General features: G+C 72.8%; 22 protein-coding genes. 18 read left to right on the forward strand and 4 right to left on the reverse strand.

What is annotated here, in order from left to right:
- The first annotated feature begins 322 nt into the window (after positions 1–322).
- On the forward strand, positions 323–2,209 hold the full coding sequence (locus tag ACFXKG_RS19230) for an AMP-dependent synthetase/ligase (protein WP_384840016.1): 1,887 nt from the start codon (positions 323–325) through the stop codon (positions 2,207–2,209).
- A gap of 149 nt (positions 2,210–2,358) precedes the next feature.
- Here the strand turns inward: ACFXKG_RS19230 and ACFXKG_RS19235 are convergent, their stop codons facing one another.
- Positions 2,359–2,943 (reverse strand): two-component system response regulator, encoded by a 585-nt coding sequence (locus ACFXKG_RS19235; RefSeq protein ID WP_382888828.1) that lies wholly within the window; start codon positions 2,941–2,943, stop codon positions 2,359–2,361.
- A 300-nt stretch (positions 2,944–3,243) separates the two neighbouring features.
- Here ACFXKG_RS19235 and ACFXKG_RS19240 point away from each other — a divergent pair, with 300 nt between their 5' ends.
- Together ACFXKG_RS19240 and hemW are read left to right on the forward strand one after the other, a co-directional pair.
- The gene (locus ACFXKG_RS19240) at positions 3,244–5,379 is read left to right on the forward strand and encodes a SpoIIE family protein phosphatase (RefSeq protein ID WP_384840019.1); all 2,136 of its coding nucleotides are present in this window, start codon (positions 3,244–3,246) and stop codon (positions 5,377–5,379) included.
- A 165-nt stretch (positions 5,380–5,544) separates the two neighbouring features.
- Positions 5,545–6,777 carry a radical SAM family heme chaperone HemW gene (hemW, locus tag ACFXKG_RS19245; RefSeq protein ID WP_384840022.1) on the forward strand — a complete coding sequence of 411 codons (1,233 nt, stop codon included), beginning with the start codon at positions 5,545–5,547 and terminating at the stop codon, positions 6,775–6,777.
- Between the two features lie 86 nt (positions 6,778–6,863).
- Here the strand turns inward: hemW and ACFXKG_RS19250 are convergent, their stop codons facing one another.
- On the reverse strand, positions 6,864–7,718 hold the full coding sequence (locus tag ACFXKG_RS19250; protein WP_384840024.1) for a DUF3097 domain-containing protein: 855 nt from the start codon (positions 7,716–7,718) through the stop codon (positions 6,864–6,866).
- A 33-nt stretch (positions 7,719–7,751) separates the two neighbouring features.
- Positions 7,752–8,534, reverse strand: coding sequence for an MBL fold metallo-hydrolase (locus ACFXKG_RS19255; RefSeq protein WP_384840027.1), 783 nt, complete (start codon positions 8,532–8,534; stop codon positions 7,752–7,754).
- A 199-nt stretch (positions 8,535–8,733) separates the two neighbouring features.
- On the opposite strand from ACFXKG_RS19255, the gene hrcA reads away from it, so the two are divergent.
- The 15 genes from hrcA to era all read left to right on the forward strand — a co-directional run bounded on the left by hrcA (position 8,734) and on the right by era (position 23,048).
- Complete coding sequence (hrcA, locus tag ACFXKG_RS19260; RefSeq protein ID WP_365819111.1) at positions 8,734–9,750, forward strand: heat-inducible transcriptional repressor HrcA; 1,017 nt, start codon at positions 8,734–8,736, stop codon at positions 9,748–9,750.
- Positions 9,751–10,887 (forward strand): molecular chaperone DnaJ, encoded by a 1,137-nt coding sequence (gene dnaJ / locus ACFXKG_RS19265; RefSeq protein ID WP_382888833.1) that lies wholly within the window; start codon positions 9,751–9,753, stop codon positions 10,885–10,887. It abuts the gene before it with no gap.
- A gap of 247 nt (positions 10,888–11,134) precedes the next feature.
- A complete protein-coding gene (locus ACFXKG_RS19270; protein WP_384840030.1) occupies positions 11,135–12,214 on the forward strand; it encodes a nitronate monooxygenase in 1,080 nt (359 codons plus the stop codon).
- Positions 12,211–12,960: a 16S rRNA (uracil(1498)-N(3))-methyltransferase gene (locus ACFXKG_RS19275; RefSeq protein ID WP_384840033.1), complete on the forward strand. Its 750-nt coding sequence runs from the start codon at positions 12,211–12,213 to the stop codon at positions 12,958–12,960. The genes ACFXKG_RS19270 and ACFXKG_RS19275 overlap by 4 nt, the downstream gene beginning before the upstream one ends.
- Before the next feature lie 66 nt (positions 12,961–13,026).
- Positions 13,027–14,376 (forward strand): tetratricopeptide repeat protein, encoded by a 1,350-nt coding sequence (locus tag ACFXKG_RS19280; RefSeq protein ID WP_384840036.1) that lies wholly within the window; start codon positions 13,027–13,029, stop codon positions 14,374–14,376.
- Positions 14,373–15,440 (forward strand): tetratricopeptide repeat protein, encoded by a 1,068-nt coding sequence (locus ACFXKG_RS19285; protein WP_384840039.1) that lies wholly within the window; start codon positions 14,373–14,375, stop codon positions 15,438–15,440. Before ACFXKG_RS19280 ends, ACFXKG_RS19285 begins: the two co-directional genes overlap by 4 nt.
- Positions 15,441–15,576: 136 nt before the next feature.
- Positions 15,577–15,936, forward strand: coding sequence for a histidine triad nucleotide-binding protein (locus tag ACFXKG_RS19290; RefSeq protein ID WP_382888839.1), 360 nt, complete (start codon positions 15,577–15,579; stop codon positions 15,934–15,936).
- A gap of 5 nt (positions 15,937–15,941) precedes the next feature.
- Complete coding sequence (locus tag ACFXKG_RS19295; RefSeq protein WP_384840042.1) at positions 15,942–16,844, forward strand: ribonuclease Z; 903 nt, start codon at positions 15,942–15,944, stop codon at positions 16,842–16,844.
- Between the two features lie 124 nt (positions 16,845–16,968).
- Positions 16,969–18,096 carry a carbohydrate kinase family protein gene (locus ACFXKG_RS19300; RefSeq protein WP_384840235.1) on the forward strand — a complete coding sequence of 376 codons (1,128 nt, stop codon included), beginning with the start codon at positions 16,969–16,971 and terminating at the stop codon, positions 18,094–18,096.
- Between the two features lie 225 nt (positions 18,097–18,321).
- A complete protein-coding gene (locus tag ACFXKG_RS19305) occupies positions 18,322–19,377 on the forward strand; it encodes a PhoH family protein (protein WP_382888841.1) in 1,056 nt (351 codons plus the stop codon).
- 13 nt (positions 19,378–19,390) lie between these two features.
- Positions 19,391–19,888 carry an rRNA maturation RNase YbeY gene (gene ybeY / locus ACFXKG_RS19310; protein WP_384840045.1) on the forward strand — a complete coding sequence of 166 codons (498 nt, stop codon included), beginning with the start codon at positions 19,391–19,393 and terminating at the stop codon, positions 19,886–19,888.
- Positions 19,885–21,174, forward strand: a complete 1,290-nt coding sequence (locus ACFXKG_RS19315; protein ID WP_384840048.1) for a hemolysin family protein — start codon at positions 19,885–19,887, stop codon at positions 21,172–21,174. The genes ybeY and ACFXKG_RS19315 overlap by 4 nt, the downstream gene beginning before the upstream one ends.
- 11 nt (positions 21,175–21,185) lie before the next feature.
- A complete protein-coding gene (locus ACFXKG_RS19320) occupies positions 21,186–21,545 on the forward strand; it encodes an MmcQ/YjbR family DNA-binding protein (protein ID WP_384840238.1) in 360 nt (119 codons plus the stop codon).
- An 87-nt stretch (positions 21,546–21,632) separates the two neighbouring features.
- Entirely contained in the window at positions 21,633–22,004 is a 372-nt protein-coding gene (locus ACFXKG_RS19325; protein WP_384840051.1) for a cytidine deaminase, read from the forward strand.
- Between the two features lie 72 nt (positions 22,005–22,076).
- A complete protein-coding gene (gene era / locus ACFXKG_RS19330; protein ID WP_382888844.1) occupies positions 22,077–23,048 on the forward strand; it encodes a GTPase Era in 972 nt (323 codons plus the stop codon).
- A 16-nt stretch (positions 23,049–23,064) separates the two neighbouring features.
- Here the strand turns inward: era and ACFXKG_RS19335 are convergent, their stop codons facing one another.
- Positions 23,065–23,331: a protealysin inhibitor emfourin gene (locus ACFXKG_RS19335; RefSeq protein ID WP_384840054.1), complete on the reverse strand. Its 267-nt coding sequence runs from the start codon at positions 23,329–23,331 to the stop codon at positions 23,065–23,067.
- Positions 23,332–23,339 lie beyond the last annotated feature (8 nt).

Genomic DNA, 23,339 nt, shown 5'->3' on the forward strand with positions numbered 1-23,339 from the left:
GGAACGGCAGCCGCGGGGCCCGCAGGGCGGCGGCCCGGGAGCCCCGGCCGAATGGCTGCACAGGAGCGCGGCCGGTGGCTGCTCGGGAGCCCGGCCGGGTGGCTGCTCGGGAGCCGACCGGGCGCGGTCCGGGAGCCAGGACGGGTGGCGGCTTTGTTATGAAGCGGCAGCCCACCGCCCCTTACGCGCCGGGCGGGCGGCCCTTACCCTGAGCCCAGATTCGTAGTTACCCGTCGGTTAGTTACTCGTCAGTCATGATGGTTCTCGCCAGTCACAATTCAGACAGCACGTCGGCAGCGCTGCCGCGGGCCCGGAGGATGCCGTGAGCGACACACAGAACTTGATCGAGAACCGGCCGCCCTCCGTGGCGACCCTCTTCGTTGAGCGCGTGGCGGCCACGCCGGACGCGGAGGCGTACCGCTACCCCGTGCCCGCCGCCGGCCCCGGTCCCGACGAGTGGCGCTCCCTGAGCTGGGCCGAGGCGTCGGCACGGGTGTACGCGATGGCCGCCGGGCTGATCGCGCTCGGCGTACGGGCCGAGGAGCGGGTCGCGCTCGCCTCCGCCACCCGCGTCGAGTGGATCCTCGCCGACCTCGGGGTGATGTGCGCGGGCGCCGCGACGACCACGGTCTACCCCTCCACCAACACCGACGAGTCCGCGTACATCCTCTCCGACTCGGAGAGCCGGGTGCTGATCGCGGAGGACGCCGCCCAGCTCGCCAAGGTGCGCGAGCGCCGCGCCGAGCTGCCGCACCTCGCCCATGTCGTGGTGATCGAGGCGGCCGACGCCGAGCCCGCCGAGGGTGACCCCGAGGGGTGGGTGCTCTCGCTCGCCGACCTGGAGGCGCGCGGCACCGCCTTCCTCGCCGAGCACCCCAAGGCGGTCGAGGAGCGGACCGAGGCGATCGCGGCCGAACAGCTCGCCACTCTCATCTACACCTCGGGCACCACGGGCCGCCCCAAAGGCGTACGGCTGCGGCACGACAGCTGGTCGTACATGGCCAAGGCGATCGCCGCCACCGGCCTGATCAGCGAGAGCGACGTGCAGTACCTGTGGCTGCCGCTCGCCCACGTCTTCGGCAAGGTGCTGACGTCCGGGCAGATCGAGGTCGGCCATGTCACGGCCGTGGACGGCCGTGTCGACAAGATCATCGAGAATCTGCCGGTGGTCCGGCCGACCTACATGGCCGCCGTGCCGCGGATCTTCGAGAAGGTCTACAACGGCGTCGCCGCCAAGGCGCGGACCGGCGGTCCCGCCAAGTACAAGATCTTCCAGTGGGCGGCCGGGGTCGCCCGCGAGCACGCCAAGGCCGCCCAGGACAACTTCCGCCGTACGGGCACGAGGTCCGTGCCGTTCGCGCTCGGTGCCCGCCACAAGGTGGCCGACGCGCTCGTCTACAGCAAGCTCCGCGAGGCCTTCGGCGGCCGGCTGCGCGCCGCCATCTCCGGTTCCGCCGCGCTCGCGCCCGAGATCGGCTACTTCTTCGCCGGCGCCGGGATCCACATCCTGGAGGGGTACGGGCTGACCGAGACCAGCGCGGCCAGCTTCGTCAACCCGGGCGAGGCGTACCGCACGGGCACGGTCGGCAAGCCGCTGCCCGGCACGGAGGTGCGGATCGCCGACGACGGCGAGATCCTGCTGCGCGGGCCGGGTGTGATGGCCGGATATCACGGGCTGCCGGAGAAGACCGTGGAGGTGCTGGAGTCCGACGGCTGGTTCCACACCGGGGACATCGGCGAGCTGTCGGCCGACGGCTATCTGCGGATCACCGACCGCAAGAAGGACCTGATCAAGACGTCGGGCGGCAAGTACATCGCACCGGCCGAGGTCGAGGGCCAGTTCAAGGCGGTCTGCCCGTTCGTCTCCAACATCCTGGTGCACGGCGCCGACCGGAACTTCTGTACGGCGCTGATCGCGCTCGACGAGCCGGCGATCCTCGGCTGGGCGGCCGAGAACGGCATGGCGGGCAGGCCGTACGCCGAGGTGGTCGCCTCCCCGCAGGTCGAGCGGCTCGTCGACGGGTACGTGAAGCGGCTCAACGAGGGCCTGCAGCGCTGGCAGACCATCAAGAAGTTCCGGCTGCTCCCCCGCGACCTGGACATCGAGCACGGCGAGCTGACGCCCAGCCTCAAGCTGAAGAGGCCCGTCGTGGAGCGCGAGTACAGGAATCTCCTGGACGAGATGTACGAGGGCTCCCGCGCGGCCTGAACCGCGCCACCCGACCGCACCGACGGTCGCGCGGGTGCGACGGCCGGTGTGAGAGCCGACCGGTCCGACCGATCCGGCGGGTCCCGCGGGGCGTACGGGGCGGGCGGGAAGTGCACGACGGGCGGGGCCGAAGGGGCAGACCTGTTGCCCTACCGGTCCCGCCCGCGCCGTAGTTCGCCGAGGGCATCCTCGATCCGCTCCAAGTGGCGCCGTACCTCGGCCAGATGTTCCGGGGCGTCGCTCCGCAGCGCGTCCTCGATCTTCGTCAGCCGGCCCGCGACCTCCTCCAACTGCTCCTGCTCGCGCGCCAGTGCCCGCTCCAACTGGCGGTTCTTGCGGTGCAGATCGAGGAAGACGCTGACCTTGGCCCGCAGCATCCACGGGTCGAAGGGCTTGGTCAGGAAGTCGGCCGCGCCGGTGGCGTACCCGCGGAAGGCGTAACCGCTGTCGGACCCGGGCCCGTTCAGGAAGATGATCGGAATGTCCTTGGCCCGGTCGAGCTTCTTGATCCGGTAAGCAGTCTCGAAGCCGTCCATACCGGGCATCCGGACGTCCAGCAGCACCAGGGCGAACGGCTGGCGCAGCAGCGCCTCCACCGCCTCTTCCCCCGAACGCGCCCGTACCAGCCGCTCGTCGAGCGAGGCCAGCACCGCTTCGAGCGCGATGAGGTTGTCCTCCATGTCGTCGACGAGCAGGATGCCCGCACGTTCCGTGCCGACCGCTGTGCCGTTCATGTGCTGATCATCCTTGTTGCTCCTTGTCCGGCCTGTGTCTTTCGGCCAGGGAGGCAAGAATGCTCTGTCCGGGGCGCTTTCGCACGCGGTTCCGGCGGTTTGCCCCGCCGTACGCGCCACCCGTCGCGCCACCCCTCCCGCAACCTTCCCGCACGGGCTCGCCCGGCGCGCCGTTTCCGCTGTCAATACCCCGGGGCAATCTCCGGCGACTTCCCTAACTCGGTGCGTAGGAATGCCCTCCGTCTGTCACTCTGTCGGGATCGTAAGCGGCACAACGCCAGAACCGGATCAGGAGCCGCAGTGGGGCCCATTCCGATCCCGCGCGAAACCCGCCACCGTCCGGCACCCCAGGTGCCGTTACGGAGGGACGCGCGGTCCATCTCCCGTACCAGTCTGCCCGGCAACCCGCTCGCCCCGTCCGCCGCACGCCGCTTCGCACGCGCGGCGCTCGCGGACTGGACCCGCCTCGGGCTGCTCGCCACCTGCACCTTCTGCCAGGGGGAAACATGCTGCTCCCCGGGCAAGCACAGCACCGATCTGCTCGCGGACGACGCGGTGCTGATCGTCGACGAACTCGTCACCAACGCGGTCGTGCACGCGGGCACCACCGTCGAACTGCTCTGCCGGCTCGAAGTCCCCTCCGCGGACGCTCCGGAGGATCCTGCCGGGGACGGCGCCGGGGACACCTCCGAGGTGCCGGCCCCCGACGAACGGGCCGCGCTCGTCCTCGAAGTCTCCGACCACCATCCCGCGCGGCCCGTGCAGAGCGACCCGAACGGAGCGCCGCCGTCCGGGACAGGCACCCCCGAGTACGGCCGCGGGCTGCAACTCGTCTCCGCGCTCGCCGAACGCTGGGGCATCACCTACCGCTCCGGCCTCAAGACCGTCTGGGCCCGGCTCCCCCTCGAAGGCCGGGACGCGGGCCCCGGCCGGGGCGCGGCCGAGCCGGCGGCCCGGCGCGGGCCGAGTGCTGCCGGCCTCGCCGCCCCGGCGGCCCGGCGCACGGTCCGCGACGACCCGGAATGGGCCGGCGGGGGCGCGCACTCCTTCCTCGCCGAGGCGTCCGAACTGCTCGCGGGGCAGCTCGACGAGGACCTCGTCGCGGCGCTCGCCGGCCAGCTGCTGGTGCCCCGCCTCGCCGACTGGTGCGCCGTCTGGCTGGACGGGGAGGACGCCCAGGCGGCCGCGGCGCCCCGGCTCGCCCGCGTCTGGCACGCCGACGAGTCCCGGATCGAGCCGCTGCGCACGGCGCTGGAGAAGGAGCCGCCCCGGCTTCCGGCCCCGCCGTACGCCACGCCGGTACCGGTGCCCTGGCCCGCCCTGGAGACGACGGGGACCGCGGGACCGCCGGAAGAAGAAACGGCGGAGGACGCGGCGGGGGCGGCGGAGGACGCGGAGGCGGCGGCGGGAGGGGCGGCGGAGTACGTGGCCGTGGAGGGCGCGGCGCTCGCCTGCCGGCTCGTCGCGAACGGCCGCTCCCTGGGCACACTCATGATCGGCCGCCCCGGACATCGCACCGTCCCCGGCGAGGTGACCTCCCTCGTCGAGGACTTCGCCCGGCGCGTCGCCCTGGGCATCGGCGCGGCCCGCCGCTATGCCCGCCAGGTCACCATCAGCCGTGTCCTCCAGCGCGGGCTGCTGCCCAGCCAGGTGGCGCGCATCCCGGGCGTCACCAGCTCCCTCGTGTACGAACCGAGCGACGACGGGCTCGCGGGCGGCGACTTCTACGACGTCTTCCCCTGCCCGCCGGACGACCGCTGGTGCTTCATGCTCGGCGACGTCCAGGGCAGCGGTCCCGAAGCCGCCGTCGTGACCGGCCTCGCCCGCCCCTGGCTGCGGCTGCTCGCCCGCGAGGGGTACGGCGTCGGCGCGGTCCTCGACCGCCTCAACCGGCTGCTGCTCGACGACGCGACGGAGGCGGCCGAGTCGGCGTCCCTGATGGCCGCTGTGGCGGCCGGAGGGACCGGCGCCCCATCGGGAGCCCCGCAGGCGTCTCCCGGGCTCCCCGAGGGCCGCCAGGCCCGTTTCCTGTCGCTGCTGTACGGCGAGCTGACGCCCCGGCCGGACGGCACGGGCGTACGGTGCACCCTCGCCAGCGCCGGCCACCCCCTGCCGCTGCTGCTGCGGCCGGACGGCACCGTACGGCCCGCCGCGGAGCCGCAGCTGCTGCTCGGGGTGGTCGAGTCCGTCGCGTACGAGAGCAGCACCTTCGACCTGGAACCCGGTGACACGCTGCTCTGCGTCACCGACGGGGTCACGGAGCGCCGCTCGGGCCGCCGGATGCTGGACGACGGCGACGGGCTCGCCCGCGCCCTGGCGGGGTGCGCGGGGCTGACGGCGCAGGGCGTCGCGGAGCGGATCCGGCGCGCGGTGCACGAATTCGCGGAGACGCCGCCGGGGGACGACCTGGCGCTGCTGGTGCTCCAGGCGGAGTGACACGGAGCGGTACGGGCCGGGGATTCGGGGCGCGCCCCGAATCCCCGGCCCACAGCGCCCCACAGCGCGCCGCTCGCCCCGGCCCGTACCGCCCCCGCCTCCGGTTCGTAACCGCTTCCGGCCCGCGCGTCCCGCCGGGTCCGTCCCGTACGGGACACTGGGGGCATGCCTTCCGCACTGCCCGACGGCGACCCCATGCCCGAGACCGGCGCGCTGCCCCGGCACGCCCTGGCGGGCGCGGCGGACCGGCCGCTCGGCTTCTACCTGCACGTTCCGTACTGCGCGACCCGCTGCGGCTACTGCGACTTCAACACCTACACGGCGACCGAGCTGCGCGGCTCCGGCGGCGTGCTGGCCTCCCGCGACAACTACGCCGACACCCTCGCCGACGAGGTCAGGCTGGCCAGGAAGGTCCTCGGCGACGACCCGCGCCGGGTCCGTACGGTCTTCGTCGGCGGCGGCACTCCGACCCTGCTCGCCGCCGGGGACCTCGTACGGATGCTGGGGACGGTCCGCGACGAGTTCGGTCTCGCGGACGACGCCGAGATCACCACGGAGGCGAACCCGGAGTCCGTGGACCCGGCGTACCTCGCCGCCCTGCGCGAAGGCGGCTTCAACCGGATCTCCTTCGGCATGCAGAGCGCCAAGCAGCACGTCCTGAAGGTCCTCGACCGTACGCACACCCCGGGCCGCCCCGAGGCGTGCGTCGCGGAGGCCCGCGCCGCCGGGTTCGAGCACGTCAACCTCGACCTGATCTACGGCACACCGGGGGAGACCGACGCCGACTGGCGCGACACCCTCGCGGCGGCGGTGGGCGCGGGCCCCGACCACATCTCGGCGTACGCGCTGATCGTCGAGGAGGGCACCGGGCTCGCCCGCCGGATCCGGCGCGGCGAGGTGCCCATGACGGACGACGACGAGCACGCGGACCGCTACCTCATCGCGGACCGGGTGCTCGCGGAGGCGGGCTTCTCCTGGTACGAGGTGTCCAACTGGGCCACCACGGAGCAGGCGCGCTGCCTCCACAACGAGCTGTACTGGCGCGGTGCGGACTGGTGGGGCGCGGGCCCCGGCGCCCACAGCCACGTCGGCGGTGTGCGCTGGTGGAACGTGAAGCACCCCGGCGCGTACGCCCAGGCCCTCGCGGAGGGCCGCTCCCCGGGCGCGGGCCGCGAACTCCTCACCGACGAGGACCGCAGGGTGGAGCGCGTCCTGCTGGAACTGCGCCTGGCCGACGGCTGCCCCCTGTCCCTCCTCCGCCCGGCCGGCCTGACCGCCGCCGCCCGCGCCCTCTCCGAAGGACTGCTCGCGCGGGAGCCGTACGAGACGGGTCGCGCGGTGCTGACGCTGAAGGGCCGCCTCTTGGCGGACGCCGTCGTCAGGGACCTGGTGGACTGATCACCCGCCAGGGTGAACCGCTGCGGATTGCGGATTGCGGGTGCGGATCGCGGGCGCGGCCGCTCAGGCCGCCCCGCCCCAGCCGTTCAGGCCGCCCCGCCGACCGTGACGAAGTCGATCAGCTCCTCCACCCGGCCCAGCAGCGCCGGCTCCAGGTCCCGGTAGGAGTGCACGCGGGACAGGATCGCCTGCCACGCCGCCCCCGTGTTCGCGGGCCAGCCCAGCGCCTCGCACACGCCCGTCTTCCAGTCCTCGCCCCTCGGCACCTTCGGCCAGGCCCCGATGCCCACCGAGGACGGCTTCACCGCCTCCCAGACGTCGATGTACGGGTGGCCCAGCACCAAGACGTCCGCGACATCCGCGCCGCCCGCCGCCGCCGCGATACGGGACTCCTTCGAGCCGGGCACGAGATGGTCGACCAGCACGCCGAGCCGCGCGTCCGGCGTGGGGCCGAACTCCGCCACCACCGCAGGGAGATCGTCGATACCGCCCAGGTACTCCACGACCACGCCCTCGATGCGCAGATCGTCGCCCCAGACCTTCTCCACCAGCTCCGCGTCGTGCCGCCCCTCCACATAGATCCGGCCCGCCCTGGCCACCCGCGCCCGGGCGCCCGGCACCGCGACCGAGCCCGAGGCCGTACGGGCCGGGGCGGCCGGACGCGCGGCGCCCCCGCCCGGGCCGCCCGGCCGAGGGCGGACCAGCGTCACCGGCCGGCCCTCCAGCAGGAAGCCGCGCGCCACCATCGGGAAGACCCGGTGCTTGCCGAACCGGTCCTCCAGCGTGACCGTCGGCCCCTCGGCGGTCTTCTCGCAGCGGATCACCGCACCGCAGAAGCCCGTCGTCACCTCCTCGACCACCAGATCGGGTTCGGCGGGGACCTCCGGCGCGGGCGTGGACTTCTTCCACGGGGGCGTCAGATCGGGGCTGTAGCTGCGCATGCGCACGACGATATGCGGGGGTCGCCCGCCGGGCTACGCGGGCGGCCCCGACCCGCCGAACCGCGCCGCCAGCGCGTCCCGTTGCGCCCGTACGAACGCCGCGTCCACCACCGCCCCGTGCCCCGGTACGTACACCGCCCCGTCCCCGCCGCCCAGCGCCAGCAGCCGGTCCAGGGCGGCGGGCCAGCGCGCCGGGACCGCGTCGGGGCCCGCCTGAGGCTCGCCCGACTCCTCCACCAGGTCCCCGCAGAAGACCACCGCCGGGGCGCCGGGAGGCTCCCCGCCCGCCTCCGCCCCCGGCACCAGCAGCGCCAGGTCGTGCGCGGTGTGCCCCGGGCCGACGTTCGCCAGCAGCACCCGCCGCCCGCCGCCCAGGTCCAGCGTCAGCTCCCCGCACACCGCGTGCCCCGGCCGTACCAGCAGGTCCACCGCCTCGGCCGCCTCCGCCTCCGCGACACCCTCCCGCACAGCCTCCTCGTAGAGGCTCCCGGCGGGGCGGCCCGCGCCGCCCCCGGACAGCAGCTCCGCCGTCCCCACCGCCCCGTAGACCGCCACCCCGGAGAACGCCGCCGCCCCGAGCACATGATCGAAATGCGGATGGCTGAATGCGACATGCGTCACGCGCCGGCCGCCGAGCAGCGCCCGCGTCTGCGCCCGGAGTTCGGCGCCCTCCCGCAGCGTCGACCCCGTGTCGTAGAGCAGCGCGCCCCGCTCCCCGGCCACCAGACCGACGGTCGCGTCCCACCCCGGCAGGCGTCTGCGGCCCACTCCGGGGGCCAGCCGCTCCCACCCGTACTCTTCCCAACGGACGTCCATACCGGGACGCTACGGGAGAGCACTGACATCCGGCGCCGGGATCCGCCCGGATCCGCCGGGTAGCCTGGTCGGCCGCTCTTGCTCGGGATACGCCTTACGGCCGTACACTGAACCGGGAGCGCTGGCACTCCGCAGGAACGAGTGCCAATGAGCGCCGCGGCGGGCGAAGGACGACGGACGACATCGGGAGGTGTGCGCCATGCTCAGCGAACGCAGACTCGAGGTGTTGCGCGCGATCGTCCAGGACTACGTCGGCACCGAGGAGCCCGTCGGCTCCAAGGCACTCACCGAGCGGCACAAACTGGGTGTCTCCCCGGCGACCGTGCGCAACGACATGGCGGTGCTGGAGGACGAGGGCTTCATCGCCCAGCCGCACACCAGCGCCGGGCGCATCCCGACCGACAAGGGCTACCGCCTCTTCGTCGACCGGCTGGCCGGGGTCAAGCCCCTGTCCCTGCCGGAGCGCCGCGCCATCCAGAACCTGCTGGACGGCGCCGTGGATCTCGACGACGTCGTGGGCCGTACGGTGCGGCTGCTCGCGCAGCTCACCCGGCAGGTGGCCGTCGTCCAGTACCCCTCGCTGACCCGTTCGACGGTGCGGCACGTGGAGCTGCTGGCGCTCGCGCCCGCCCGGCTGATGCTCGTCCTGATCACGGACACCGGACGGGTCGAGCAGCGCCTGGTCGACTGCCCCGCGCCGTTCGGCGAGACCTCTCTCGCCGATCTGCGGGCCCGGCTCAACAGCCGGATCGTCGGACGCCGCTTCACGGACGTCCCGCAACTCGTGCAGGACCTGCCCGACTCCTTCGAGCAGGAGGACCGGGGGACCGTGTCGGCGGTTCTCGCGACCCTGCTGGAAACCCTGGTCGAGGAGACCGAGGAGCGGCTGATGATCGGCGGAACCGCCAACATCACCCGCTTCGGACACGACTTTCCTCTGACCATCCGGCCGGTGCTGGAGGCGCTGGAGGAGCATGTGGTGCTCCTCAAGCTGCTCGGCGAGGCCGCGGACCCCGGCATGACCGTACGTATCGGGCACGAGAACGCCCACGAGGGCCTCAACTCCACGTCCGTCGTCGCGGTCGGCTACGGTTCGGGCGACGAGGCAGTCGCCAAACTCGGCGTGGTCGGACCGACCCGCATGGACTACCCCGGAACGATGGGAGCGGTACGCGCAGTGGCACGTTACGTCGGACAGATCCTGGCGGAGTCGTAAGTGGCCACGGACTACTACGCCGTACTCGGCGTGCGCCGCGACGCATCTCAGGACGAGATCAAGAAGGCATTCCGCAGACTCGCGCGCGAGCTGCACCCGGATGTCAATCCCGATCCCAAGACGCAAGAGCGCTTCAAGGAGATCAACGCCGCGTACGAGGTGTTGTCGGACCCGCAGAAGAAGCAGGTCTACGACCTCGGCGGCGACCCGCTGTCCTCCAACGGGGGCGGCGGCGCGGGAGGGTTCGGAGCCGGCGGCTTCGGCAACTTCTCGGACATCATGGACGCGTTCTTCGGTACGGCGTCGCAGCGCGGCCCGCGCTCGCGGACGCGGCGCGGCCAGGACGCGATGATCCGGCTGGAGATCGACCTCAACGAGGCGGCCTTCGGCACGACCAAGGACATCCAGGTCGACACGGCGATCGTCTGCACGACCTGCTCGGGCGAGGGCGCCGCGCCCGGCACCTCCGCCCAGACCTGCGACATGTGCCGCGGCCGCGGTGAGGTGTCGCAGGTCACCCGCTCCTTCCTGGGCCAGGTCATGACCTCGCGGCCCTGCCCGCAGTGCCAGGGCTTCGGTACGGTCGTGCCGACGCCCTGCCCCGAGTGCGCGGGCGACGGCCGGATCCGCTCCCGCCGTACGCTCACGGTCAAGATCCCCGCGGGCGTCGACAACGGCACCCGGATCCAGCTCGCGGGCGAGGGCGAGGTCGGCCCGGGCGGCGGCCCCGCCGGTGACCTGTACGTGGAGATCCACGAGGTCCCGCACGCGACGTTCCAGCGGCGCGGCGACGATCTGCACTGCACGGTGACGATCCCGATGACCGCGGCGGCGCTGGGCACGAAGTGCCCGCTGGAGACGCTGGACGGCGTGGAGGAGATCGACGTACGGCCCGGCACGCAGTCCGGCCAGTCGATCCCGCTGCACGGCCGCGGCATCACGCACCTCCGCGGCGGTGGCCGGGGCGACCTGATCGTCCACGTCGAGGTGATGACCCCGACGAAGATGGACCCGGAGCAGGAGCGCCTGCTGCGCGAACTGGCCCAGCTCCGCGGCGAGGAACGGCCCACGGGCCAGTTCCAGCCAGGGCAGCAGGGGTTGTTCTCGCGTCTGAAGGACGCGTTCAACGGGCGGTAGGCGGGCTTGTCCGGCCGCCCGCCCGGGGGTTTGCCCCCGGGCGGGCGCGGTCGGCCAGGGCGGCAGGGGCTGTTCTCGCCCCCGAAGGCAGCGTTCAACGGGCGGTAGGCGGGCCCTTCGAAGGTTGCCTCAACGGGCAGCGCGCGGTTCGTTCGGGCCGGGGGCCGGGGGTGGCCTCCGGACCCGGCGTCACGCCTGGTGCGGTGCCGATTCGGAGGTGCCGTGGCTGACATGGCACCATGCCTGCATGTCCTCCGCACTGACCGATCTCTGCCGGTATCCGATCGTGCAGGCCCCCATGGCGGGCGGCGCGTCCTGCCCGCAGCTCGCCTCGGCCGTCTCCGAGGCCGGAGGTCTCGGGTTCCTCGCCGCCGGCTACAAGACGGTCGACGGCATGTACGAAGAGATCAAGCAGATCCGGGGTCTCACCGGCCGGCCCTTCGGCGTCAATCTCTTCATGCCGCAGGCGCGCTACGCCGACCGCGCCGCCGTCGAGGTCTACCGTAACCAGCTCGCCGGTGAGGCCACCTGGTACGAGACCCCGCTCGGCGACCCCGAGACCGGGTGGGACGACGCGTACGAGGCCAAGCTCGCCATCCTGCTCGACGACCCGGTGCCGGTCGTCTCCTTCACCTTCGGGTGCCCGACCAGGACGACCTTCGACTCGTTCGCGGGCGTCGGTACGTACACCGTCGTCACCGTGACCACGCCCGAGGAGGCCCAGACCGCCCAGTGGTCCGGCGCCGACGCCGTCTGTGTGCAGGGCATCGAAGCCGGCGGCCACCAGGGGACTCACCGTGACGACCCCGCCACCGACGGCGCGGGCCTCGGGCTCCTCTCGCTGGTCGCACAGGTCAGGGAGGCCGTCGAGCTGCCGGTCATCGCCGCGGGCGGCCTCATGCGCGGCGGTCAGATCGCCGCCGTACTCGCGGCGGGCGCCGACGCGGCACAGCTCGGCACCGCCTTCCTGGTCTGCCCGGAGTCCGGGGCCAACGCCCTGCACAAGCAGGCCATGACCAACCCGCTCTTCGTACGGACCGAGCTGACCCGGGCGTTCTCCGGCCGCCCCGCGCGCGGGCTCGTCAACCGCTTCATGCGCGAACACGGCCCGTACGCCCCGCCCGCCTACCCCGAGGTCCACCACCTCACCTCCGGGCTGCGCAAGGCCGCCGCCAAGGTGGGCGACGCGCAGGGCATGGCCCTCTGGGCGGGCCAGGGCCACCGGATGGCGCGCGAACTGCCCGCCGGGAAGCTGGTCGAGGTCCTCGCGGGCGAACTCGACGCGACCCGCGCCTCGTTCATGCCCGGCCTGGGCAGCGCGCCGTGACCGCACCCGTCTTCGTCGTGGACGGCTTCGGCCCCGGGCACAGCGAGAGGTTCGTGCTGGACGGGCCCGAGGGGCGGCACGCCGTCTCGGTGAAGCGCATGCGGCCCGGCGAGGACGTCGTCCTGACCGACGGCACCGGCCGGTGGGCCGACTGCGTGGTGCTGGCGGCCGAGGGCAAGGACCGGCTGGTCGTCGAACTCAGCTCGGTGACGGAGGAACCGCCGGAGACCCCGCACATCACCGTCGTCCAGGCCCTGCCCAAGGGCGACCGGGGCGAACTGGCCGTCGAGACCATGACGGAGACCGGCGTCGACGCCATCGTCCCGTGGGCCGCTGCGCGCTGCGTCACCCAGTGGCGGGGCGAGCGGGGCGTGAAGGCGCTCGCCAAGTGGCGGGCCACCGCGCGCGAGGCGGGCAAGCAGTCGCGCCGGGTGCGCTTCCCCGAGGTCGCGGGCGCCATGACCACCAAGCAGGTCGCCGCGCTGCTCGCCACGGCGGACCTCGCGGCCGTCCTGCACGAGGACCGGGAGGCGGACAGCGCCGCGCTGGCCACCGCCGAACTGCCGGGAACGGGCTCGATCGTGCTGGTGGTGGGCCCCGAAGGGGGCGTGTCGCCGGAGGAGTTGACGGCCTTCGCGGCGGTGGGGGCGCGGCCGTACCGGCTGGGCCCCAGCGTGCTGCGCACCTCCACCGCGGGCACGGCGGCCACGGCGCTGCTGATGGGCCGTACGGGCCGCTGGTCCTGACCGTACTCCGTCAGAAGTGCGGTACCCCGTGGGCGGATTGTCAGTGCTGCTCCGTAGGGTGGCGCCATGTCCCACGAGTCGCCTCTGATCCACAGTCTGCGGACCGCCGTGGCCGCGGCCCCCGACGACGTCCCCCTCCGGGTCCACCTGGCGGGGCTGCTGCTCGACGCGGGGCGGGCAGAGGAGGCGGTGGCCGAGGCGGCCGTCGCCCTCCAGCGGGCGCCCGGGGACGGCGACGCGCGGGCGCTGATGATGCGTGCGATGGGCAGCCCCGCGTCACCACCGGCACCGGTCACACCCGTACCGGCGGTCGCACCCGTACCGGCCGTCACGCCGGTGACGCAGGCGGCACCCGCGTCACCACCGGCACCGGCACCATCTGTTCCGCCGCCCTTCGACTGGAAGTCGGCCGAGCAGGAGGTCGGGGACGCCGTTCCGCCCCGCTTCGTCGCGCCCGCGGACGCCGCCCCGGGGCCGGCGCGCGAGGACCCGCTCTCCGCCGACGGCGGCGGGGACGCCGGCTCCGTCTCCGCCTGGGACGTGGACGCGCCCGGTGCGCTCCGGCTCGCCGATGTCGGCGGGATGCGCGAGGTCAAGGAGCGCCTTGAGGCCGCCTTCCTCGCGCCCCTGCGCAACCCCGAACTGCGCAGGCTGTTCGGCAAGAGCCTGCGCGGCGGACTGCTGCTCTACGGGCCGCCCGGCTGCGGCAAGACGTTCATCGCACGGGCCGTCGCGGGCGAACTCGGCGCCAACTTCCTCTCCGTGTCCGTCAACGACGTGCTCGACATGTGGACCGGCAACTCCGAGCGCAACATGCACGAGATCTTCGAGACGGCCCGCCGACAGGCGCCCTGTGTGGTCTTCCTCGACGAACTGGACGCCCTCGGCGCCAAGCGCAGCCGCACGCACCACAGCGGGATGCGGAACACCGTCAACCAGCTCCTCACCGAGCTCGACGGGGTCGAAAGCGCCGCCAACGAGGGCGTGTTCGTGCTCGCCGCCACCAACGTCCCCTGGGACGTGGACCTCGCGCTGCGCCGCCCGGGCCGGCTCGACCGCACCCTGCTGGTCCTGCCGCCCGACGCGCCCGCGCGTGAGGCGATCCTCCGGTACCACCTGCGCGACCGGCCCATCGAATCGGTCGACCTGGGCAAGCTGGTCAAGATCACCGAGGAGTTCTCCGGCGCCGACCTCGCCCACCTCTGCGAGTCCGCCTCGGAGACCGCGCTGCTCGACTCGGCCCGCACCGGCACCGTACGCATGATCAACATGGCGGATCTGCTGGCGGCGGCGAAGGCGGTACGGCCGTCCACGGAGCCCTGGTTCGCCACCGCGCGCAATGTCGCCATGTTCGCCAACGAGGGCGGCGCGTACGACGATCTCCTCGCCCATCTGAAGAGGAAGCGCAAGCTGTGACCCTGGTGGAGAACGCCCTGGTGGCGCGGGCGGCCGCGCTGATGGAGCTGGGCAGGAACGACGAGGCGAAAGGGGTCCTCGGCCGCCGCCTCGCCGAGGACCCGGACGACCGGGACGCACTCGTCACCCTGGCGCGCTGCCATCTCAACGCCCGTACGTTCCAGGGCACGGTGGACGCGACGGACCGGGTGCTGGCGCAGGATCCCGACGACTACGGGGCGCTCGTCGTACGGACCTACGGGCTGCGCAGACTGGGGCGCCCCGAGGAGGCGGAGAGCGCGGCCCGCGCGGCGATCCGGGTCTCCCCGGAATCCTGGCGGGGGCACGCGGCGCTCTCCGAGGCGGTCGGCGCCTATCGGCCACGCTGGCCCGAGACGCTCGAAGCGGCGGCCCACGCCGTACGGCTGGCGCCCGAGGAGCCCTTCGCGCATTACACGATGTGGAAGGCCGCCCTCCTCAACGGCCGCGGCGACATCCGCCGGCAGGCGGTCCTCGCGACCCTGCGCATCGATCCGAACGACGCCTGGGCCCTGGAGGAGCACGCCGCCCTCCAGGCCGCCGACCCGTCGAAGAAGCTCCCCGAGGTGGCCGACGGGTACGCCACGGCGCTCGCCGCCGACCCCTCCTCCCGGAGTCTGCGCTCGGGGCTGGACCGTACGGTCTTCCGGATGCTGCGCGGCACCCGCTGGATCGCCGTGCTCTGCGTGGTGCTCGCGGGCGTCGCCGTGGACCTCTTCCCGGCGGACGGCGAGGCCAAGGAACTGCCCCTGCCGATCGGGACCCGGCTGTACGCGATCGCGCTGATGGGCGCGGCCTGGGGATTCGGCGCCTGGCGCCGCTACCGGAGGCTGCGCACGGGCGTCCGGCTCAGCGTACGGTCCCTGGTACGGCGGGAGTTCTGGGCCCGGCTGGTGCTCGGCCAGGCGATCTGGAGCACCCTCTGCGGCCTGCTCGTCGCGGCCGTCCCGTGGACGGACCGGGGGATACCGCAGGCGCTCTTCTGGGCGGGGCTGATACCGACGCTGCTGACCATCTGGTTCGAGCGCGCGGCGCTCCGCTCGTAGCCGCGCGGCGCACCGCCCGTGGACCGGTGCCGATAGCATGCGTCCGTACGGAACTGTCCCTACGGAACGGTCCCGTACGGAACTGATCGCCGACCGATCACCGACCGACACCAGCTCTGCCGAGGAGGCCGGGACCATGGCCGGAGAACCGCAGGCCGACTGCCTGTTCTGCAAGATCGTCTCGGGGGACGTACCGGCGACCATCGTGCGCGAGAGCGAGACCACCGTCGCCTTCCGGGACATCAACCCGCAGGCCCCGACGCATGTCCTGGTCATTCCGCGCGCGCACTACCCGGACGCCGTCACCCTCGCCACCGCCGAGCCGGCCGTCGCCGCGGACATACTGCGCGAGGCGGCGGCCGTGGCCGCCGACGACAAGGTCGACGCCACCGGATACCGCGTCGTGTTCAACACCGGCTCGGGCGCCGGCCAGACCGTCTTCCACGCCCACGCCCACGTGCTGGGCGGGCGCGGCCTCAACTGGCCTCCCGGGTAGGCGCCTTGTCCGTACGCGAACTGGTCGTGCTGGGCACCGCCAGCCAGGTGCCCACCCGCCACCGCAACCACAACGGCTATCTGCTGCGCTGGGACGGCGAGGGCCTGCTCTTCGACCCGGGCGAGGGCACCCAGCGCCAGATGCTGCGCGCCGGGGTCGCGGCGCACGACATCAACCGGATCCTCGTCACGCACTTCCACGGCGACCACTCCCTCGGCCTCGCCGGTGTCGTCCAGCGCATCAACCTCGACCAGGTGCCGCACGAGATCACCGCGCACTACCCGGCGAGCGGCCGGCGCTTCTTCGAGCGGCTGCGGTACGCGACGGCCTACCGCGAGACCGTCGCGCTGACCGAGGCGCCCGTCACCGGCGACGGCGTCCTCGCGCGCACCCCCGCGTACACCCTGGACACGCGGAAGCTCTCGCACCCCGTCGAGGCGTACGGCTACCGCCTCACCGAGCCGGACGGCCGCCGGATGGACCCCGCGCGGCTCGCCGCCCACGGGATCGCCGGCCCCGACGTGGGCCGGCTCCAGCGCGAGGGCGTGCTGAACGGCATCACGCTGGAGCAGGTCAGCGACGTCCGGCGCGGACAGCGGTTCGCCTTCGTCATGGACACCCGGCTCTGCGACGGGGTGTTCGCGCTCGCCGAGGGGTGCGACCTGCTGGTCATCGAGTCGACCTTCCTGGACGAGGACGAGCGGCTCGCCACCGACCACGGCCATCTCACCGCGGGCCAGGCCGGCCGCGTGGCGGCGGAGTCCGGCGTACGGCACCTCGTGCTGACGCACTTCTCGCAGCGCTACAGCGACCCCGACGAGTTCGAACGGCAGGCGCGCGCGGCGGGCTTCGAGGGCGAACTGACGGTCGCCGCCGATCTCGTACGGGTACCGCTGCCCAAGCGCTGACGGGGGCGGGCCGCGGACGTGTCCGGCGGTGCCCCGCCGATCGGGCAGACTGTCCGGATCCGCACGCGATCGGGAGCCCGCCGTGATCACACCCAACGGAGACCCGCTGGAGCACCTGGACCATCTGGACCGCCCGGGGCCCGCCGCCCCGGGGCACACCGCGCTGGAACACGCCGCCCACGTCGACCCACTGGCGGCCCTGCGGTCCCCTGACGAACCCGAGTACGACGTCTATCTCACGGGCACGGTCTTCCTCGACATCATCTTCACCGGCCTGGACACCGCCCCCGTACGGGGCACCGAGTCCTGGGCCAGGGGCATGGGGTCCAGCCCCGGCGGCATCGCCAACATGGCCTCCGCGCTGGCCCGGCTCGGGCTGCGCACCTCGCTCTCCGCCGCCTTCGGTGATGACCACTACGGCGAGTACTGCTGGGACGCGCTGGAACAGGGCGAGGGCATCGATCTCTCCCGCTCCCGCACCGTCCCCGGCTGGCACTCCCCGGTGACCGTCTCCATGGCGTACGAGGGCGAGCGCACGATGGTCTCGCACGGCCACGAGGCCCCGCCGCCGGAGGGCGCGCTGCCCGAGTGCCCGCCCCGCGCCCGGGCCGCCGTCGCCGCGCTCACGCCCGGCCGGTGCGACGAGTGGATCGCCCACTCCGCCCACCACGGGACGCGGATCTTCGCCGACGTCGGCTGGGACGACACCGGCCGCTGGGACCTGGCCGGCCTCGCCGACCTGCGGCACTGCGAGGCGTTCCTCCCCAACGCCGAGGAGGCCATGCGCTACACCCGCACCGACTGCCCCAGGGCCGCCGCGCGGGCGCTCGCCGAGCAGGTGCCGGTGGCCGTCGTCACGCTGGGTTCGGAGGGCGCGTACGCCGTGGACGCGGCGACCGGCGAGACCGCCGAGGTCCCGGCGATCGCGGTGGCCGCCCTCGACCCGACGGGCGCGGGGGACGTCTTCGTCGCCGGGTTCGTCACCGGCACGCTGGCCGGCTGGCCGCTCGCCGACCGGCTGGCCTTCGCCGGGCTGACCGCCGCGCTCTCGGTCCAGGAGTTCGGCGGCTCGCTCTCCGCGCCCGGCTGGGCGGAGGTCGCGGCCTGGTGGAGTTACGTCCAGGGCTCCCCGGAGCAGGACCCGGCGGCGCTGCGGCGCTACGCCTTCCTGGCGGAGCTGCTGCCCGCGCCGACCCGGCCGTGGCCGCTGCGCAGGGCCGTACCGACGATCGGCTTCGGCCGCTCGGGCTGATCCGGGGGCCGGAGCCTGGGGGCCGGGGCCCGGGGGAGCCCGGGAGCCGGGAGCCCCCCCCCCCCGGCGCGGGCCGGGGGCTCCCGGCGCGTGGGCGGCTCACGAGAAGGCGCGGGGAAAAGCCCTAGGGCCTTGTCAGTGCGGGGTCGTAGGCTGGTACTCCAGAGGTTGTCGAGCGGCGAGAACCCTGCAACGGGAGGTATGCGCAGGCCACACGGCCGGCCCATGACTCAGACACCTACAGTCCAGACCTCGGCGTCAGACCGGGGGCCCGCGACGGACGGGACCTCCGAGGAGGAGCAGGCACGCGCCCGGTGGACCGTCCCCGCCAAGCACCCCATGGTGACGGTTCTGGGCTCCGGAGACTCCCTGCTGAGAGTGATCGAGAAGGCGTTCCCGGCCGCCGACATCCATGTCCGGGGAAACGAGATCAGTGCGAGCGGCAGCGCGGCGGACGTCGCGCTCGTCCAGCGCCTGTTCGACGAGATGATGCTGGTGCTCCGCACCGGTCAGCCGATGACGGAGGACGCAGTGGAACGTTCGATCGCCATGCTCAGGGCGAGCGAGAACGGCGGCGCGGACGGTCCCGAGACGCCCGCCGAGGTGCTCACCCAGAACATTCTCTCCAGCCGGGGCCGCACGATCCGGCCCAAGACCCTCAACCAGAAGCGGTACGTCGACGCGATCGACCGGCACACGGTCGTCTTCGGCATCGGCCCGGCCGGTACCGGCAAGACGTACCTCGCCATGGCCAAGGCCGTCCAGGCGCTTCAGGCCAAGCAGGTCAACCGGATCATCCTGACCCGGCCGGCCGTCGAGGCGGGGGAGCGGCTCGGCTTCCTGCCCGGCACGCTCTACGAGAAGATCGACCCGTATCTGCGCCCGCTCTACGACGCGCTGCACGACATGCTCGACCCCGACTCGATCCCGCGGCTGATGGCGGCGGGCACGATCGAGGTCGCGCCCCTGGCATACATGCGCGGACGTACGCTCAACGACGCGTTCATCATCCTGGACGAGGCGCAGAACACCAGCCCCGAGCAGATGAAGATGTTCCTGACGCGTCTCGGCTTCGAGTCGAAGATCGTCATCACCGGCGATGTCACCCAGGTCGACCTGCCGAACGGCACGAAGAGCGGTCTGCGCCAGGTCCAGGACATCCTGGAAGGCGTCGAGGACGTCCACTTCTCCCGGCTCACCTCCCAGGATGTCGTACGGCACAAGCTCGTCGGCCGTATCGTCGACGCGTACGAGCAGTACGACAGCAACAACGGGAAGTAGACCAGAGCGCACCATGTCGATCGACGTCAACAACGAGTCAGGCACCGAGGTCGACGAGCAGGCGATTCTCGACGTCGCCCGCTACGCGCTCACCCGGATGCGCATCCACCCGCTCTCCGAGCTGTCGGTGATCGTGGTGGACGACGCCGCGATGGAGCAGCTCCACATCCAGTGGATGGACCTGCCGGGACCGACCGATGTCATGTCCTTCCCGATGGACGAACTGCGTCCGCCGGTCAAGGACGACGAGGAGCCCCCGCAGGGGCTCCTCGGTGACATCGTGCTCTGCCCGGAGGTCGCCAAGCGGCAGGGCGAGGAAGCGCCGACCCAGCACTCGATGGACGAGGAGCTCCAGCTCCTGACGGTCCACGGGGTGCTGCACCTCCTCGGGTACGACCACGAGCTGCCGGAGGAGAAGACCGAGATGTTCGGCCTCCAGGCGGCCATCGTCGACGGCTGGCGCGCCGAGCAGGGCCTCACCGGTCCGTCGCCCGCGCCCACGGTCTCATGACCGCGCAACTGATCGCCGGCGCCGTCGCGCTGGTCGTCGTCGCCTGGCTCGCGGCGTCCGCCGAGGCGGGCATCGCACGCGTCTCCAGCTTCCGGGCCGCCGAGGCCGTACGGTCGGGGCGGCGCGGCGCGGCCAAGCTGGCCCAGGTCGCCGCCGACCCGACGCGCTACCTCAACGTGGCGCTGCTGGTACGGGTCGCCTGCGAGATGGCCGCCGGGGTGCTGGTCACCTACGTCTGCCTGGAGGAGTTCCGGGAGACCTGGGCGGCGCTGCTCGTCGCCATCGGCGTGATGGTCCTCGTCTCCTACGTGGCGGTGGGCGTCTCGCCGCGCACCATCGGCCGCCAGCACCCGCTGAACACGGCGACCGCCTCGGCGTACGTCCTGCTGCCGCTGGCCAGGATCATGGGCCCGGTCCCGCAGCTCCTGATCCTCCTGGGCAACGCGCTCACCCCCGGCAAGGGCTTCCGCAAGGGTCCCTTCGCCAGTGAGGCCGAGCTGCGCGCCATGGTCGACCTCGCGGAGGCGGAGTCGCTGATCGAGGACGACGAGCGCCGGATGGTGCACTCGGTCTTCGAACTGGGGGACACCCTCGTCCGCGAGGTGATGGTCCCGCGCACGGACCTGGTCTGCATCGAGCGGTACAAGACGATCCGTCAGGCGCTCACCCTGGCGCTGCGCTCGGGCTTCTCCCGCATCCCGGTGACGGGGGAGAACGAGGACGACATCGTCGGCATCGTCTACCTCAAGGACCTGGTCAGGAAGACCCACATCAACCGGGACTCCGAGGCCGACCTGGTCTCCACGGCGATGCGCCCCGCGGCGTTCGTGCCCGACACGAAGAACGCCGGGGATCTGCTGCGCGAGATGCAGCAGGAGCGCAGCCATGTCGCGGTCGTGATCGACGAGTACGGCGGCACGGCCGGGATCGTCACGATCGAGGACATCCTGGAGGAGATCGTCGGCGAGATCACCGACGAGTACGACCGCGAACTGCCCCCGGTCGAGGAGCTGGGCGACGGCTCCTACCGGGTCACGGCCCGGCTCGACATCGGGGACCTCGGAGACCTGTTCGGCCTCGACGAGTACGACGACGAGGACGTGGAAACGGTCGGCGGCCTGCTCGCGAAGGCGCTGGGCCGAGTCCCGATCGCGGGCGCCACCGCCCGGGTCGAACTCCCCGACGGCCGTACCCTGCGGCTGACGGCCGAGTCCCCGGCCGGCCGCCGCAACAAGATCGTCACGGTCCTCGCGGAACCGGTCCGTGAAGAGGCCCCGGCTCCATGACCCCGCGGGCGCTGACGGCCGGGGCGGTGCGCTCGTACTGCCTCGGCCTGAACGGCACGTCGGAGGACACCCCGTTCCCGCGCAACACGGAGCTGACGGTCTTCCGGGTCTGCGGCAAGATCTTCGCCTTCTGCGCGCTGGAGGAGACCCCGCTGACGATCGCCCTGAAGTGCGACCCGGAGGAGGCGCTGCGCCTGCGGGAGACCTACGAGGCGATCGTCCCCGGCTGGCACCTCAACAAGCGCCACTGGAACACGGTGACGGTGGCGGAACTGCCGGCGCGGATGGTCCGCGAGCTGATCGAGGACTCGTACGACCTGGTGGTGTCCGGCCTCCCGAAGGCGGAGCGCCTCCGCCTGGACCGCCCGTGACGGCCCGGCTGCCGGGACACCGGTGGCGGTCCCGGCACCGCCACCTGTGCGCGGAGGCTTCTGCGCCGGTTGCCTATGCTCTGGGACATGACACGGACCACCAACAGCGCTGACGCCGCCGGCCTCGACCCCGAGGACCGCAAGATCATTACCCTGGCCCGCTCGGCACGCGCCCGGAACGGGGTGCCCGAGGGGGCGGCCGTGCGGGACGAGACCGGGCGGACGTATGTCGCCGGGAGCGTGGAGCTGGACTCCCTCAAGCTGAGCGCCCTCCGTACCGCCGTGGCGATGGCCGTGGCCAGTGGTGCCACCTCGCTGGAGGCGGCCGCCGTCGTCACCGACGCCGCGACCGCGTCCGACGAGGACCGGGCGGCCGTACGGGATCTCGGTGGCCCGGCGACCCCGGTCCTGGTGGCGGGAGCGGACGGCGCGCTGCGGGTGACGGTCACGGCGGGTTGACGGCTCCGCGCGGCAAGCCGGCGGTGTGTTCGCGGGGTCGGCTGGTCGGCGGAGGGTGAAGGATCGGGGAGAATGGGCGCCATGAGCGCTCGTACCTCTTCTCCCGAGACTTCTCCCGAGTCGGCCGAAGCACCGCACCGGGCCGGCTTCGCCTGCTTCGTCGGTCGCCCCAACGCGGGCAAGTCCACCCTCACGAACGCTCTGGTCGGCCAGAAGGTGGCCATCACCTCGAACCGGCCGCAGACCACCCGGCACACGGTGCGCGGCATCGTGCACCGCCCCGAGGCACAGCTCATCCTGGTGGACACCCCCGGGCTCCACAAGCCGCGCACCCTGCTCGGCGAGCGTCTCAACGACGTCGTGCGGACGACCTGGGCCGAGGTCGACGTGATCGGCTTCTGCCTGCCCGCCAACGAGAAGCTGGGCCCCGGCGACCGGTTCATCGCCAAGGAACTGGCCGGGATCAAGAAGACACCGAAGGTCGCCGTCGTCACCAAGACCGATCTCGTCGACTCCAAGACGCTCGCCGAGCAGCTCATCGCGATCGACCGGCTCGGCGCGGAACTCGGCCTGGAATGGGCGGAGATCGTCCCGGTCTCGGCGGTCGGCGACAAGCAGGTCGGCCTCCTTGCCGACCTCCTGGTCCCGCTGCTCCCGGAGAGCCCGCCGCTCTACCCGGAGGGCGACCTCACGGACGAGCCCGAGCAGGTCATGGTGGCCGAGCTGATCCGCGAGGCCGCGCTGGAGGGCGTACGGGACGAGCTGCCGCACTCGATCGCGGTGGTCGTCGAGGAGATGCTGCCCCGCGAGGACCGCCCGGCGGACAAGCCGCTGCTCGACATCCACGCGAACGTGTACATCGAGCGCCCGAGCCAGAAGGGGATCATCATCGGCCCCAAGGGCAAGCGGCTCAAGGAGGTCGGGACGAAGTCCCGCAAGCACATCGAGGCGCTGCTCGGCACGCCGGTCTTCCTCGACCTGCACGTGAAGGTCGCCAAGGACTGGCAGCGGGACCCCAAGCAGCTGCGCAAGCTCGGCTTCTGAGCGGTCGCCCGGTGGCTCAGGCGCCTTCCTTCAGGACTCGGGAGATCAGTTCGCGCTGGGCGTCCGTCAGGTGCGGGTCCGCGCAGTGGACCGTGCGGCCGTCGACCGTGATCGTGTAGGCGAAGCCGTCCGGGACGCCGGGGTGCGGGGCGGGGCCGCCGCCCGCGAGGGCCCGGTGGGCCAGGGCCTGCCAGTGGGTGGCGTCGGGCAGGGGCGCGGTGTCGATCTCGGCCGTTCGCTCGATGCCGGCGAAGCCGCCCGTACGCCGTACTTGGATACGCATGGGTCCTG

This window comes from Streptomyces sp. NPDC059255 (assembly GCF_042752355.1).
Taxonomy (GTDB): domain Bacteria; phylum Actinomycetota; class Actinomycetes; order Streptomycetales; family Streptomycetaceae; genus Streptomyces.

Excerpts from the sequence above, each read along its gene's own strand:
- ACFXKG_RS19250 (WP_384840024.1), bottom strand. The coding sequence starts at position 7,718 with ATGCGCAGCTACAGCCCCGATCTGACGCCCCCGTGGAAGAAGTCCACG.
- ACFXKG_RS19315 (WP_384840048.1), top strand. The coding sequence starts at position 19,885 with ATGACCGCGCAACTGATCGCCGGCGCCGTCGCGCTGGTCGTCGTCGCC.
- ACFXKG_RS19290 (WP_382888839.1), top strand. The coding sequence starts at position 15,577 with ATGGCCGGAGAACCGCAGGCCGACTGCCTGTTCTGCAAGATCGTCTCG.
- ACFXKG_RS19280 (WP_384840036.1), top strand. The coding sequence starts at position 13,027 with ATGTCCCACGAGTCGCCTCTGATCCACAGTCTGCGGACCGCCGTGGCC.
- ACFXKG_RS19235 (WP_382888828.1), bottom strand. The coding sequence starts at position 2,943 with ATGAACGGCACAGCGGTCGGCACGGAACGTGCGGGCATCCTGCTCGTC.
- ACFXKG_RS19335 (WP_384840054.1), bottom strand. The coding sequence starts at position 23,331 with ATGCGTATCCAAGTACGGCGTACGGGCGGCTTCGCCGGCATCGAGCGA.
- ybeY (WP_384840045.1), top strand. The coding sequence starts at position 19,391 with ATGTCGATCGACGTCAACAACGAGTCAGGCACCGAGGTCGACGAGCAG.
- era (WP_382888844.1), top strand. The coding sequence starts at position 22,077 with ATGGGCGCCATGAGCGCTCGTACCTCTTCTCCCGAGACTTCTCCCGAG.
- ACFXKG_RS19305 (WP_382888841.1), top strand. The coding sequence starts at position 18,322 with ATGACTCAGACACCTACAGTCCAGACCTCGGCGTCAGACCGGGGGCCC.
- ACFXKG_RS19255 (WP_384840027.1), bottom strand. The coding sequence starts at position 8,534 with ATGGACGTCCGTTGGGAAGAGTACGGGTGGGAGCGGCTGGCCCCCGGA.
- hemW (WP_384840022.1), top strand. The coding sequence starts at position 5,545 with ATGCCTTCCGCACTGCCCGACGGCGACCCCATGCCCGAGACCGGCGCG.
- ACFXKG_RS19325 (WP_384840051.1), top strand. The coding sequence starts at position 21,633 with ATGACACGGACCACCAACAGCGCTGACGCCGCCGGCCTCGACCCCGAG.
- hrcA (WP_365819111.1), top strand. The coding sequence starts at position 8,734 with ATGCTCAGCGAACGCAGACTCGAGGTGTTGCGCGCGATCGTCCAGGAC.
- ACFXKG_RS19270 (WP_384840030.1), top strand. The coding sequence starts at position 11,135 with ATGTCCTCCGCACTGACCGATCTCTGCCGGTATCCGATCGTGCAGGCC.